The organism is Streptomyces erythrochromogenes, from assembly GCF_040684695.1.
GTDB lineage: Bacteria > Actinomycetota > Actinomycetes > Streptomycetales > Streptomycetaceae > Streptomyces > Streptomyces erythrochromogenes_C.
Genome location: NZ_JBFBGM010000026.1, coordinates 22,856 through 36,923, shown reverse-complemented (window position 1 = coordinate 36,923; position 14,068 = coordinate 22,856). Strand labels below are relative to the sequence as shown.

Genomic DNA, 14,068 nt, shown 5'->3' with positions numbered 1-14,068 from the left:
CGAGTCCGCCGCATGGCGTCGCCCGAGCGTCGTGCTGTGGGCCGCGGTCAGTGCGGTGGCCCTCGGATTCCTCGTCGCACTGGAGATCACCGCGCGGGGCTACGGCGTGCGCGGGCCGATCACCGACCAGGCGCGGGAGGTGGTGTTCGCCCCCAAGTCGGGCACGGTGCTCTACGCCAGCATGGCCCTGATGCTGGTGGTGCTCACCTGGCGGCAGCGGTTCATCGCGATCGGCGCCGCGGTCGGCATCGACCTCGTCTTCTGGCTCGTGCGCTGGATGGCCGGCGCCGAGATGATGTACGGCAACGGTGCCCTGCTGGTCACCCTGGCCTGCGCCGTCATCGCGCTCACGCGGCGCACCGGCCGTGAACGGATCCTGCTGCTGCAGGGCGTCGGACTGGCCCTGCTGCTGGTCGCCGGCCGCAAGACCGGCTACACCTGGCTGCTGATCACGTCGAAGACCCGCCCGACGGTGCTCGACCAGTACGTGGCCACCGCCGACCAGGCGCTGGGCAACCCCTCGTGGGTGGCGGGCCGGATCGTCGAGGCCACCGGGGTCGTCGGCTTCCGCGTCCTGGAGTTCGTCTACATCCAGCTCGCCGTGATGGCGGTCGTCGTCGCGCTGTACCAGCTGCGCAAGGTGGCGGTCGAGCGCCGCTTCCCGCGCCACCACCTGGTGCGCACCTTCCTGGCCATCGGCCTGCTCGGGCCGGGCATCTACATGTTCTTCCCGGTGGTCGGGCCGATCTTCGCGTACGGCGCCGACGGGGGCCAGTGGGCGCTGGCCGAGCTCTGGCCGAACACGCCGCCGCCGGTCACCACCCCGCTGCCGATGCCGTTCGACGAGTTCACCCCGCGCAATTGCATGCCGAGCCTGCACACCGCATGGGCCACCGCGATCTTCATCCATTCCCGCAAGGCCCCGCGGGCCCTGCGCTGGGCAGGAACGTTCTGGCTGATCGCGACGCTCGGCGCGACGCTGGGATTCGGCTACCACTACGGCGCGGACATCGTCGCCGGTGTCGTGTTCACGCTCACCATCGACGCCGGGCTGCGCACCCTCGACCACGGGCGGGACCGCAAGGGGATCCAGCTGGTCGCCTACGGCACCGCGGTCTTCGTCGGGCTCCTGCTGTCCTACCGCTACCTGTCGATGGAGATGGCGGCGTACCCGTGGGTGTTCGGGCCGCTGGTCGTCCTGTCGATGGTCTCGGTGATCTACGGCTACGTCCGGGTCACCGGGCGCTGGGACCGCCTGGCCGAGGCGGCGGCGGTGCAGGTGCCGCAGCAGCGCCGCGAACAGCAGCCCGAACTGGTCTGAGACGACACCGCGCGCGCCCCGGTGCGGTGGGGCGCGCGCGGACGGCCGGACGGCCGGGTCAGACGATGCCCTCGGCGATCTCGGCCTGCTCGCGGGCGTTGCCGTACGCCGAAGGGGTCCCGTACGAGCGCCGGGCCGCGTACCACCACGCGCTGGCCAGGACCAGCACCACCGCCAGGGCGATCACCGCGTAGTTCATCGAGTCGATGGTCACCGGCGACTTCTGCGGCAGGCAGAACAGCACGGTGACGACGGCCACCCACACCACCGCGATCCAGCCGATCGGCTTGCTCCAGCGCCCCAGGCTCCACGGGCCGGGCTGGAACCGGTTCCCGGCGCGCAGCCGCAGGTAGATCGGGATCGCGTAGGCCGGGGTGATGCCGATGACGTTGATGGCGGTCACGGCCCCGTAGGCGGTGGCGGAGTAGAGCGACGGGAGCGCCAGCACGGCCGCGACGGCGACCGACAGCCACACGGCCGGGACCGGCGTCTGCGTACGGCTGCTCACCTTGCGCCACAGCGCGGAGCCGGGGAGCGCGTTGTCGCGGCTGAAGGCGAAGACCATCCGGCTCGCGGCGGCCACCTCGGCGTTGCCGCAGAAGAGCTGCGCCACGATGACGACGAGGAGCAGGGCCGTGGCGCCGCCGGAACCCAGCGCGTCGATGAAGATCTGCGCGGGCGGGACGCCGGTGGCGGTGCCCTGGACGGCCGCGTAGTCCTGGATGGCGAAGGTCAGGCCCGCCAGCAGCGCGAAGCCGGCGATCCAGGAGACCCAGATGGCCCGCACGATGCCCTTGGCGGCGGAGACGGAGGCGTTGGAGGTCTCCTCCGACAGGTGCGCGGAGGCGTCGTACCCGGAGAAGGTGTACTGGGCGAGCAGCAGGCCGACCGCCGCCACGTAGAACGGGTTGGCCCAGCCGGTGTCGTTGACGAACTCGGTGAAGACGAACGAGGGCGACTGGTGCTGGTCGGGTATGAATGCCAGGGCGCCCACGATCAGGGCGACGCCGCCCAGGTGCCACCAGACGCTGACCGAGTTCAGCACGCTGACGAGGCGGACGCCGAAGAGGTTGAGCGTGGCGTGCAGCAGCAGGATGCACAGGAAGATCACGAACGTCAGGCCGGGGGTGGGCTCGACGCCGTACTGGAGGTTGAGGAAGGCGCCGGTGAACAGCGCGGCGCCGTAGTCGATGCCGGCGATGGCGCCGAGCAGGCCGAGCAGGTTCAGCCAGCCGGTGTACCAGCCCCAGCGCCGCCCGCCCAGCCGGTCGGCCATGTAGTAGAGCGCTCCCGAGGTGGGGTAGGCGCTCGTCACCTCGGCCAGGGCGAGACCGACGCAGAGCACGAACAGGCCGACGCCGGCCCAGCCCCACAGCATCACGGCCGGACCGCCGGTGCCCAGGCCGAAGCCGTAGAGGGTCATGCAGCCGGACAGGACGGAGATGACCGAGAAGCTGATGGCGAAGTTGCCGAAGCCGCCCATCCGGCGGGCGAGGACGGGCTGGTAGCCGAGCTCCCTGAGCCGTTCCTCCTCGTCCCGCCGGGGCGGGGCCTTGCTGTCCGGGCGGACGGTCGGCGCGGTTCGGGACATGGGGGACTACCTCCGGGGGTCGGGGCGAGCGGGGGTGGGGCGGGGGGAAACCGGTGGGGACGGCGCGGGGCGGGGGCCCGCGCGGTCAGTTCCGGGCCGTGAGGCTGCGGGCACGGGCCCGCAGGAAGACCTCCATGGCCAGTTCCTGGTCGGCCGGGTCGCGGGTCCGGTAGGCCCACGGCAGGGTGGTCCAGTACCGGTCGATCGCGTCGAAGACCTGCGCCGCCGCGCCGAACAGGTGGGCTCCCCACAGCGCGTGCGCCAGGTGGTTCAGGTCGAGCTGGGAGGCGCGGCGCAGGTCGCTGTGGCGGAACCAGGTGTCCAGGGCGTGCCCGGCGTCGCGGACGGCGTCCTCAGCGACCCAGTGGAGGTCGAGCGCCTTCTCCTGGCCGCGCTCGCGGCGGTAGCGCTCGATGCTCAGGTAGAGCGGCAGCAGATGGACGGCGGACTCGGGCGGGGCCGAACCGTACGCCCAGTGCACGAAGTTGGCGGCCTCGGTCAGGGGGCCGGGCGTGCCCGCGCACACGAACTGGAGCATCCGGTGGTACGCCTCGCGGTTGTGCGGGTCGCGCTTGTCGACCTGGGCGAGGATGCCCCAGGGGCCGCGGGGCAGCATCAGGGCGGGCGGCGCCTGCCGGTGCTCGTCCATCGAACGGTGCTCGTCGAGGAGGGCCAGCGCGAGCAGGCAGACCCAGGGCACGGGGTCGGCGGGGCTGATCTCGGCGGTGTCGCGGCAGGCCGCCCACGCCTCCTGCCACAGCTCGCGCGTACGGGGGTGGCGCGCCCGGTGGGCGCGGACGGCGCGCTCGACGACCACCCGGGTGTGCATGACGGACGCGGCGACGCTGCGCGGTTCCTCGGAGCGCCACGCCTGGACCACGTCGGATCCGGCGGCGACCGCGGCGAGCACCTGGGTGCGCTGGGTCCACAGTCCCCAGCCGTCCGTCCGGTCCAGTAAGTGGGCCATCGCCAGCCAGCGTCCGGTGCGCAGGTCCTGCACGGCCACCCGCAGGTCGTTGTCGTGGCCGGCGGGGTGGTAGACGGGCCGGAAGTCGCCGCCCGCCATCACCTCGCCCCGGTCGACGGGTCGTCGGGACGGGCGCGTCTTGCGGTGGTCGTGGTCATCGGTCCTCGCATCGCATGGCCTTCGCGCCTGGTGATCGGCGATCACTATAGAGTGACTATGAGCGTTCGAGTCATGAAACTTTTTCGAATGCAAGTATCAAGCCACATACAAGATGTGAATTCGCGTCAGCAGGCCTCCCGCCCGCGCAGATGGATCTTGACGGGGCGGCGTCCGCTGGTGAAGGCTTCCCGGAGACGATCGCGCATGCCGACACCAGGGACGGAGCGGTGATGACGGGCCCGGTGCTCGCTGTCGACCAGGGCACCTCGGGAACCAAGGCCCTCGTCGTCTGCCCCGTACGAGGAGTCATCGGCTCCGCATCCGCCCCCGTACGGCCCCGGTACCTGCCGGGCGGCCGCGTGGAGGTCGACCCCCGCGAGCTGCTGGATTCCGTCGTCGACGCGGGGCGCGCCGCCCTGGCCGCGGCCGGTGAACCGGTCGTCGCGGTGGGCCTGGCCAACCAGGGCGAGACCGTCCTCGCCTGGGACCCGGCGAGCGGTGAACCGCTGACCGCAGCGATCGTCTGGCAGGACCGCCGCGCCGAGCAGCTCTGCGCCGAACTGGCCCCGCACGCGCAGGCGTTGCGCGACCGGACCGGGCTGCCCCTCGACCCGTATTTCGCCGCGCCCAAGATGGCCTGGATACGTCGCCACCTCACCCGGCAGGGCGTCGTGACGACCAGCGACGCCTGGCTGGTGCACCGGCTCACCGGCGCCTTCGTCACCGACGCGGCCACCGCCGGCCGCACCCAGCTCCTCGACCTCGACACCGTCGACTGGTCCCCGGAGGCCCTCGACGCCTTCGGCCTCACCGGCGAACCGCTCCCCGAGGTCGTCGACGCGGACACCCGCGTCGGCACCACCACCGCCTTCGGGCCCCCGATCCCGCTGACGGGCCTGCTCGTCGACCAGCAGGCCGCACTCCTCGCCCAGCGCGTCACCGAGCCCGGAACCGCCAAGTGCACCTACGGCACGGGCGCGTTCCTCCTCGCGCAGAGCGGCCCGCGCCCCCGCCGCAGCACCACCGGACTCGTCGGCTGCGTCGCCTGGCGGCTCGCCGGAGAGACCAGCTACTGCCTGGACGGCCAGGTCTACACGGCCGCGTCCGCTGTCCGCTGGCTCACCGACCTCGGCGTGATCTCCGGCGCCCGGGACCTCGACACCGTGGGCGGGACCGCCCCCGACGCCGGCGGCGTCACCTTCGTCCCCGCCCTCGCCGGGCTCGCCGCCCCGTGGTGGCGGGGCGACCTGCGCGGCTCCGTCACCGGACTCGGCCTCGACACCACCGCCGGACACCTCGTCCACGCCCTCTGCGACGGCATCGCCGCACAGGTCGCCGAGCTCGCCGACGCCGTCGCCGCCGATCTCGGCGCGCCGCTCGCCACCCTGCGCGTCGACGGCGGACTCACCCGGTCCGCCCTGCTCATGCAGGCGCAGGCCGACCTGCTCCAGATCCCCGTCGAGGTCTCCGCGCTCCCGGACGCCACGGCCCTCGGCGTCGCAGCCGTCGCCCGCCTCGGCCTCGACCCCTCCCTCGCCGCGCACGAGGCCGTACCGGAGTGGAAGCCGTCCGCCGTCTACGAGCCGAAAGCCGGCGCCGGGCCCGCCGCCGAACGCCGCGCGCGGTTCCGTACGGCGGTGTCCGCCCTGCTCGACGGCCCGGCATGACCCTGACCCGGCGCGGCCCGCTCCCGGGCGGCGACCCGTACGACGTGACGGTCGTCGGCGCCGGCGTGGTGGGCTCGGCCATCGCCCGCGAACTGGCCCGCCTCCCCTTGCGGATCGCCCTGGTCGACGCGGCCGACGACGTCGGCAACGGCACCTCCAAGGCCAACACCGCCATCCTGCACACCGGTTTCGACGCCGTGCCCGGCTCCCTGGAGTCCCGGCTCGTCCGCGACGGGCAGCGGCTGCTCGCCGCGTACGCCGCCGACAGCGGCATCCCGGTGGAACCGGTCGGAGCCCTGCTCGTGGCCTGGAACGAGGAGCAGCTCGCCGCCCTGCCCGGCCTCGCCGACAAGGCGGTGCGCAACGGCTACCGCGCCGCCCGCATCCTCCCGGCGGGCGAGGTACGGGCCCGCGAACCGGAGCTCGGCCCCGGCGTGCTCGGCGCCCTCCACGTACCGGACGAATCCCTCGTCTGCCCCTGGACGACCACCCTCGCCTACGCCACCCAGGCCGTGCGCGCCGGAGTCGACCTCCACCTCAACTGCCCCGTGCAGGACGTCGCTCCGGGCGAACCGCACACCCTCGCCACCGGCCGGGGCCCGCTGCGCACCCGGTACCTGGTCAACGCGGCGGGCCTGTACGCCGACGAGATCGACCGGCTCCTGGGCCACACGGACTTCACCGTCACCCCCCGCCGCGGCCAGCTCATCGTCTTCGACGAGCTCGCCCGCGGCCTCGTACGCCACATCCTGCTGCCGGTGCCCGACGCCCGCGGCAAGGGAGTGCTCGTCACGCCGACCGTGTACGGGAACGTGATGCTCGGCCCGACCGCCGAGGACCTGGACGACAAGACGGCCACCGGCTCGACCGCCGAAGGACTCGCGCTGCTGCGGGAGAAGGGCCGGCGGATCCTGCCGGCGCTCCTCGACGAGGAGGTCACCGCCGTGTACGCCGGCCTGCGCGCGGCCACCGGACAGGAGGACTACGCGATCCGCGCCCATCCGGCCCAGCACTACGTGAGCGTGGGCGGCATCCGCTCCACGGGCCTGACCGCCTCGATGGGGATCGCCGCCCACGTGGTGGAACTGCTCGCCGAGGCCGGACTGCCCGTGACGGGCGCCCGCGCACTCGAACCGGTGCGCATGCCGAACCTCGGCGAGGCCTTCCCCCGCCCGTACCGCGACGCGGCGATGATCGCGGCGGACCCGGAGTACGGCCGGATCGTCTGCCACTGCGAGCGCGTCACCCGCGGGGAGATCCGCGACGCGCTCGCCGCGACCGTACCGCCCGCCTCTCCGGACGGTCTGCGGCGGCGCACCCGCGCCCGCGGCGGCCGCTGCCAGGGCTTCCACTGCGGTGCCGCCGTCCGCGCCCTGTTCGAGGAGGCCCGCCGGTGAACCGTACGGACGACGCCGGCCGTACCGACGTGCGGGCCGACGTCCTGGTCGTCGGCGCCGGCCCCGCCGGACTGGCCCTCGCCGCACGCCTCGCCCGGGCGGGAGCCGGCCGCGTCCAGGTCCTGGAGCGCGACCAGGAACCGGGCGGCATGCCGCGCCACCTCCACCACGGCGGCTTCGGCCGGCCGGCGCCGCCCCGGCTGCGGGGCCCCGCGTACGCACGGCGCTCGGTACGGGCGGCGCTCGCCGCCGGCGCCGTGCTCCGTACCGGCATCACCGCCACCGGCTGGGCCGGACCGCTCCGCCTGGAGACCACCGGCCCGGCGGGCCTGGAACGGATCACGGCCCGGGCCGTCGTCCTCGCCACCGGAGCCAGGGAACGCCCGCGCAGCGCCCGGCTGGTCCCCGGCTCACGCCCGCAAGGGGTGCTGACCACCGGGGAACTGTTCCAGGCGGTCCACGCCCACGGACTGCCCGTCGGCCGGCGGGCCGTGGTGGTCGGCGCCGAGCCCGTGGCCCGGCACGCCGCGGCCACGCTCCGGCAGGCGGGCACGGACGTGGCGGCGATGCTCACCGAGCACCCGCGCGGCACCGCCGTACCGGGGATCGCGCTGCTCACGGGGACGACCGTCGGCGAACTGCGCGGCCGGGACCGCCTGACCGGCGTGACGATCCACCACCGGGACGGCCGCACGGGCCTGATCGCCTGCGACACGGTGGTCTTCACCGGCGACTGGATCCCCGACCACGAACTGGCCCGCCGCGGCGGCGTCCCCCTGGACCCCGGGACCCGCGGCCCCCGCGTGGACGACTCCTTCCGTACGGCACTGCCGGGCGTCTTCGCCGTCGGCAACGCCCTCCACGGGATCGAGCGCGCGGCCACCGCGGCCGCGGAGGGCGCCGCCGCGGCCGCCCCCGTACTCGCCCACCTCGCGGGCGCCCCCTGGCCGGAGTCCGGCCCGCCCGTACAGGTCCGCGCCCCGCTCGTGTGGATGACGCCGAACCGGATCACGGGCACCGCCCGGCGGCCGCTGCTGCTGCGCTCCGCGGAAGCGGTGACCGCGCCCGTCGTGACCGTGACCCAGGACGGCCGCCCGCTGTGGCGGCGCAGGTTCCCCCTCGTCGCCTCCCCGTCCCGCTCCCTGCGCCTTCCGCCCCACTGGACGGCCCGCGTGGACCCCGCCGGCGGCCCGGTCGTGGTGGCCCTGGCCTGAACACGGCGTCCGAACACGGTGTCCGAACACGGCGGCGGCCGCCGACCGGAGGACCGGTCGGCGGCCGTGCGCACGGCGGGGCACCGGCGCACCGGGGCGCCGAGCGTCGGAGGGGTCGCGGGGGTCAGCCCTTGAAGACGTCCTTCATCTTCTCCTTGGCCTGCCGGGCGTTGCCCTTGGTCTTCTCGGCGCGGCCCTCGGCGGTCAGGCGCTCGTTGCCCACCGCGCGGCCCGCGGTCTCCTTGAGCTTGCCCTTGACCTGCTCGGCCTTGGCCCGGCTCTTCTCCTTGTCGGACACGACTGATCACTCCCTGGAGATCGGGTACGGATGCGTCGTACACCCCGCTTCTGACCACGATCCCCGGCGGCAAACGCGGACCCGCCGATCCCTGTGGGACCGAAGTGACCACCCGGACGCACGGTGGGACCATGGGGCTCGGGACACGGGGTGGTGAGGGGCCGAGAGGGCGGGTGTCACCGTGGCGGATCCGGACGCGTTCACCGACGTGCTCGACCACCCGGTGTACGGGGTGACGACTGCGGCCGGCCTGACGGCGGCCCCTGATCGGCCGACCACCGAACGATCGACGGGAGAAGACATGTCCGGACACGAGAACGGATTCGGCTGCGCGGCAGGCGCCGAGGACTTCACGGCGACGGCCCACCGGAGCGCCGGGGGCGGGCGCACGGTCACCGTGCGGGGTACGTCCCTGTGCCGCACCCCCGGCTTCGCTCTCGAACTGGAACGTGCGTCACCGCCGTTCGTCCCGGTCCCCGGAGAACTCCATCTGCAGCTGAACGAGGTGGCGCCGAACGGGATGGTCGCCCAGGTCGTCACCCCCACCGACGTGGCGGGCGAGTTCGCGATCGGCGAAGAAGTCGACCGGGTCCTCATCCGCAACCGGAACATCACCGTGCTCGTCGAGGAGGGCTGACCCCGGACCGCCGCTCCCACGGGCGCCCTGGCGCCACCCGACCGCTGACATCCGGTCAGACGGAGCGACCACCGCGCCACCCCGGGTTCCGAATTCACCCGCACGGGTGAAAATGGGGGCCGGCCACGGACGTGTGGGGGGCGGCATGCCGGTGTTGCTCGTACGGGAGAACGGCCGCGTGCGCGGCTGGCCGGTCTACGTGGGGGCGGTCGGTCTCGGCGCGGCGGCCCTGGCCCTGGCCTCGCTGTGGACCAGCGGGGCGTGGGCCACCGGGATCGGCGCCGCCGTCACCACCTTCTCCGGGCTGGCCGCCGAGCGGCTCCAGCCGCAACGCGCCACTCCGGCGGGCGGAGACGGCGCCGCAGCCGGAGCGGACGCGCTGCTGCGCACCGCGGGGGGCCGCATCCCCACCCTGCGGCAGGTGGACCGCCCCGAGCCGGCCGGGGCCCACCACGCGGACGGACACTCCGCCGACGGGAGCCGAACCCCGGCCGCGCCCCCCGCGTACATCCGCCGCGACGTGGAACCCCAACTGCGCGAGGCGCTCGGCCGGGCCGGATTCGTCCTGCTGGTGGGGGAGTCCACCGCCGGCAAGTCCCGGCTGGCGCACGAGACGGCCCGCGCCCTCTTCCCCCGGCACGCCTTCGTCCGCCCCCTGGGCAGGTCCGCGCTCCCCTTGGCGCTGCGCGTGGCCGGCACGCGGCGGCGGGCCGTGCTGTGGCTCGACGACCTGGAGGAGTTCCTCGGCGCGGGCGGGCTCACGACCGCGATGCTCGCCGCCCTGGCGGCGCCGGCGCCGGGACGCCGGGTGGTGGTGGCGACCATGCGCACCCAGGAGTTCCGGCGCTTCGACGCCCGCGAGGAGGGCCGGCTGACGGGCTCCGACCGCGACGCCTGGCGCACCCAGCGGGACGTGCTCCGGCAGGCGGAGGTGGTACGGCTGGCCCGGCACTGGTCGCCCGAGGAACGCCGGCGGGCCGCGGCCCACGGACATGACCCGCGCATCAGGGCGGCCCTGCGGGCGGGGGACCGCTTCGGCATCGCGGAAGTCCTCGCCGCCGGACCGGAGTTGCTCGCGGCCTGGCACAACGCCTGGACCCCCGGAACCAATCCGCGCGGCGCGGCCGTGGTCGCGGCCGCCGTGGACTGCCGGCGGGCCGGGCTGCGCAGCCCGGTGAGCCGCGACCGGCTGCGCGAACTGCACCGCCCCTACCTGGAGGCACGCGGCGGCGGGGACCTCCAGCCGGAGCCCTTCGACGACGCGATGAACTGGGCCTGCACGGCGGTCTACGCCACCAGCGGCCTGCTGATCGGCAACTACACCCAGGGGTACACGGCCTTCGACTACCTCCTGGGCGCGCCCGGCCTGCCCCCGGTGCCCGAGCACCTGTGGCAGGCCCTCGTCGCGCGGGTCACCCCGACGGAGGCCTACGACATGGGCCTGCTGGCCCACCAGGAAGGGCGGCCGGGGCGGGCGGCCGAGGCGCTGACCCGGGCCCGGCTGGGCGGAGCCCCCGGCGCCGACTTCCTGTTCGCCCTCACGGTCGGGGACGCGGGGCGCCCGCGCCGGGCCGCCGCCGACCTCGCCGGGATCACCCGGCGGCGCGAGGACCGGCTGGGCCCCGCCCATCCGGACACCCTGGCCGCCCGCCACCAGCTGGCCTTCTTCACCGGCGAGGCCGGCAACCCGCACGCCGCCGCCGGCCGGTTCGCCGCCCTGGCGGCCCAGGCCGCCACCGTCCTCGGAGCCGACCACCCCGACACCCTGGCCGCCCGGCACGAACTGGCCTACTTCACCGGAGAGTCGGGTGCCCCGGCCGAGGCGGCCCGGCAGCTGGCCCGGCTACTCGCCGACCGGCTGCGGGTCCAGGGCCCCGACGACCCGCAGGTGCTGGCCACCCGGCGCAGCCTGATCTGGTACCGCGCCGACGAACCGGCCCGCACCGAGGCGCGGTTGACCGAACTGCTGGCCGACGCCGAACGCTGCCTCGGCCCCGGCGACCCGCACACCCTCGCGGTCCGCAGCAGCCTCGCCGCCCTCGCGGCCCGGGCGGGCCGGACCGCCGAAGCCGCGGCCGCCTGGGAGGCGCTGGTGGCCGACCGTACCCGGGTCATGGGCCCCGACCATCCGCACACGATCTACGCCCGCCTGGAGTGGGCCCGCGCCCTGGCCTTCTCGGACCGCTCCGAGCAGGCCCGCGCCCTACTGACCCGGACCCTCGGCGACGCCCGGACCGTGCTGGAGCCGGGCCACCGCCACCTGCGCCTGGCCCGGGAGCTGCTGGCCGGCCTCCCGCCGGCCGGGCGGCACGGGGCGTGACCCGCGTACCGCCCGCGCCGGGGGAGGGGCCGGTCAGGCCGCGGCCGGTTCCGTCCGCCCGGCAGGGACCGGATCCGCGAGCCGCCCGCTGCGGTGCAGCCACCCGACCGCGGCGGCGCACAGGACTCCCAGGGCGGCCAGGGACAGCCACGGCAGCGCCGGCGCACCCGAGGCCCGGGCCGCGTCGAGGGCCGCACCGGTGAGCAGGTTGCCCAGGGTGATGCCGATCCCGCAGACCGTGTTGTAGAGCCCGTAGTGCGTCGCGACGAGCCGGTCCCCGGAGAGCCGGACGATGGTGTCCATCTCGAACGGGTAGGCGATCGTCGTGCCGACGGCGAGCAGCAGCGCCGCCAGCGTCGGCGGCCCGGCGGCGAGCAGCCACCGCCCCGGCCCTGCGTCCGGCACCGGTACGGCCGCCGCCAGGAGCAGCGGCACGAACGCGCCGCCCATCACCAGCAGCCCCCACGCCGGAGCCCGGCCCGGCGCTCTGCGCGTCTTGCACCAGGCGGTCACCCTCGTCTGGAACAGGACGGTGCTCAGCCCCGACACGGCGAACAGGACGGCCGTCGCCGCCCCCGCGAAGGCCCCGTCGCCGCCGAGGCGCCGGACCTCCAGCGGCAGCGCCAGGTACACCTGGAAGGTCAGCACGTACGAGCCGGTCATCGCGGCCGCGAAGAGCAGGAACGGCCGGTTGGCGAGGATGCCCCGCCACTGCGCCCGCACCGTCTCGCGCGCGCCGCCCGGCTGCGGGTCAGCCCCGTCCGCCGGCCGCCGGGCGGGCAGGCTGCGGATCTGTACGAGGCTCAGCACGGCGAAGATCCCGGCCGCCGTCAGGCAGGTGACGCGGAACCCCGCCCCGGTGAGGACCATCCCCACGAGCGGTCCGAGCAGGATGCCGGCCTGGTAGAAGACGTTGAACAGGGCGAACGCCTCCACCCGGCGGTCCCCGGCGTCGGCGGCCAGGTAGGCCCGGGTCGCCGGGTTGAACAGGGCCCCCGCCAGCCCGGTGGCGGCCGACGCCGCCAGCAGGGCGGGCACGGAGTCGACGAGTCCGAGGGCGGCGAAGCCGACGACGCGCAGCACCAGGCCCGCGATGATCATGGGCTTGTAGCCGAGCCGGTCGGCGAGGGTGCCACCGACCAGGAACATGCCCTGCTGGCTGAAGTTGCGGACGCCGAGGACCAGTCCGACGAGCCAGCCGGCCAGTCCCAGGGAGCCGGACAGGTGGGCGGCGAGGTACGGCATCAGCATGTAGAAGCCGAGGTTGATGGTGAACTGGTTCACCATCAGCAGCCGTACGCTCGGGTCGTAGGAGCGGAACTGCGCCAGGGTGCCCTTCACCGGGCGGTCTCCTGCACCCGCTCCGGGGACCCGGCGGCCCGCTCGTCGGGGGACAGCGGGTCGACGACGGCGGCGCACCGGGTCCAGCGGGTGACCTCCTTCTCGTCGACCCGTCCGACGACCTCCGGTTCGGCGGCCGGCGGGCCGTCCAGCAGCCCGTGGGCCGCGCAGTAGTCGTCGTCGTAGACGGTGCCGAGGTACCGCTGGGGCCCGTCGGGGAAGACCGCGGCGATACGGGTGTCCGCCGGCCGGGTCCGGGCCAGCCAGCCGGCGACGAGGGCGACGGCGCCGACGCTCCAGCCGCCGGTGGCGTAGTGCGAGCCGGCGAGCTGCCGGCAGGCCCAGACCGCTTCGGACGGTGCCACCCAGTGCACCTCGCCGAAGTTTCCGTAGGCGACGTTGCGGGGGTAGATGCTCGATCCCAGCCCGCGCATCAGGCGGGGCCGGGCGGGCTGGCCGAAGATCGTCGAGCCGATGGTGTCCACGCCGACCAGCTCCAGCTGCGGGTAGAGCTGCCGCAGTACGCGGGAGACGCCCGCGGAGTGCCCGCCGGTGCCCACGCTGCACACCAGGACGTCGATGTGGCCCAGTCCGGTGGCGAGTTCCAGGGCGAGCGGCGTGTAGGCGCCGGTGTTGTCGGGGTTGTTGTACTGGTCGGGGCACCAGGATCCGGGATGCCGGGCCATCAGCTGCCGCACCCGTTCGCGGCGGGCCTCCTGCCACCCGCCGGCGGGGTGGGGTTCGGCCACGACGTTGACCCGGGCGCCGTAGGCGGTCAGCAGTTTCGTCATGGACGGCTCCAGGCCCGGGTCGGTGACCAGCGTGACCGGATGCCCGTGGACCATGCCTGCCAGGGCGAGCCCCAGGCCCAGGGTGCCGCTCGTGGACTCGATGATCCGGGCGCCGGGCAGCAGGTCGCCGCGGGCGCGGGCCCGCTCGACCATGTGCAGTCCCGGCCGGTCCTTGATGCCACCGGGGTTGAAGCCCTCCAGCTTCGCCCAGAAGCCGTGGCCCTCGGGGGCGAAGGGTTCGGACACGCGCAGGAGCGGGGTGTTGCCGACGAGCCCGGACAGGGCGGCGCCGCGGGCGGGCGGGGTGGTCCGTGTGGACGGAGAGGACATCTTCCTCTGCTCTCGTTCGTAGACGGATGTTTCCG

General features: G+C 74.7%; 11 protein-coding genes. 6 read left to right on the top strand and 5 right to left on the bottom strand.

From position 1 onward, the window contains the following. The first annotated feature begins 31 nt into the window (after positions 1-31). A complete protein-coding gene (locus tag AB0O53_RS30135; RefSeq protein ID WP_350991635.1) occupies positions 32-1,321 on the top strand; it encodes a phosphatase PAP2 family protein in 1,290 nt (429 codons plus the stop codon). A gap of 58 nt (positions 1,322-1,379) precedes the next feature. On the opposite strand, the gene AB0O53_RS30130 is transcribed toward AB0O53_RS30135, so the two are convergent. Together AB0O53_RS30130 and AB0O53_RS30125 are read right to left on the bottom strand one after the other, a co-directional pair. Continuing rightward, positions 1,380-2,912, bottom strand: coding sequence for an amino acid permease (locus tag AB0O53_RS30130; protein WP_350991637.1), 1,533 nt, complete (start codon positions 2,910-2,912; stop codon positions 1,380-1,382). 85 nt (positions 2,913-2,997) lie between these two features. Next, positions 2,998-3,978: a hypothetical protein gene (locus AB0O53_RS30125; RefSeq protein ID WP_350991639.1), complete on the bottom strand. Its 981-nt coding sequence runs from the start codon at positions 3,976-3,978 to the stop codon at positions 2,998-3,000. Positions 3,979-4,268: 290 nt separating this feature from the next. On the opposite strand from AB0O53_RS30125, the gene AB0O53_RS30120 reads away from it, so the two are divergent. From AB0O53_RS30120 to AB0O53_RS30110, 3 genes are read left to right on the top strand one after another with little or no spacing between them, the layout of a single operon-like run. After that, positions 4,269-5,705, top strand: a complete 1,437-nt coding sequence (locus AB0O53_RS30120; RefSeq protein ID WP_365199864.1) for an FGGY family carbohydrate kinase — start codon at positions 4,269-4,271, stop codon at positions 5,703-5,705. Continuing rightward, positions 5,702-7,102, top strand: a complete 1,401-nt coding sequence (locus AB0O53_RS30115; protein ID WP_350991643.1) for an FAD-dependent oxidoreductase — start codon at positions 5,702-5,704, stop codon at positions 7,100-7,102. Before AB0O53_RS30120 ends, AB0O53_RS30115 begins: the two co-directional genes overlap by 4 nt. Next, the gene (locus AB0O53_RS30110; protein ID WP_365199860.1) at positions 7,099-8,316 is read left to right on the top strand and encodes an NAD(P)/FAD-dependent oxidoreductase; all 1,218 of its coding nucleotides are present in this window, start codon (positions 7,099-7,101) and stop codon (positions 8,314-8,316) included. Before AB0O53_RS30115 ends, AB0O53_RS30110 begins: the two co-directional genes overlap by 4 nt. A 124-nt stretch (positions 8,317-8,440) precedes the next feature. On the opposite strand, the gene AB0O53_RS30105 is transcribed toward AB0O53_RS30110, so the two are convergent. Then, a complete protein-coding gene (locus tag AB0O53_RS30105) occupies positions 8,441-8,614 on the bottom strand; it encodes a CsbD family protein (RefSeq protein WP_350991647.1) in 174 nt (57 codons plus the stop codon). 181 nt (positions 8,615-8,795) lie between these two features. Between AB0O53_RS30105 and AB0O53_RS30100 the strand changes: the two genes are divergently transcribed. After that, a complete protein-coding gene (locus AB0O53_RS30100; protein WP_365199857.1) occupies positions 8,796-9,251 on the top strand; it encodes a hypothetical protein in 456 nt (151 codons plus the stop codon). A 145-nt stretch (positions 9,252-9,396) separates the two neighbouring features. Next, positions 9,397-11,571 carry a tetratricopeptide repeat protein gene (locus AB0O53_RS30095; RefSeq protein WP_350991651.1) on the top strand — a complete coding sequence of 725 codons (2,175 nt, stop codon included), beginning with the start codon at positions 9,397-9,399 and terminating at the stop codon, positions 11,569-11,571. A 33-nt stretch (positions 11,572-11,604) separates the two neighbouring features. Here AB0O53_RS30095 and AB0O53_RS30090 read toward each other — a convergent pair whose 3' ends face one another. Both AB0O53_RS30090 and AB0O53_RS30085 read right to left on the bottom strand, forming a co-directional pair. Beyond that, the gene (locus tag AB0O53_RS30090) at positions 11,605-12,912 is read right to left on the bottom strand and encodes an MFS transporter (protein ID WP_365199854.1); all 1,308 of its coding nucleotides are present in this window, start codon (positions 12,910-12,912) and stop codon (positions 11,605-11,607) included. Further along, the gene (locus AB0O53_RS30085; RefSeq protein WP_365199851.1) at positions 12,909-14,033 is read right to left on the bottom strand and encodes a PLP-dependent cysteine synthase family protein; all 1,125 of its coding nucleotides are present in this window, start codon (positions 14,031-14,033) and stop codon (positions 12,909-12,911) included. The genes AB0O53_RS30090 and AB0O53_RS30085 overlap by 4 nt, the downstream gene beginning before the upstream one ends. Positions 14,034-14,068 lie beyond the last annotated feature (35 nt).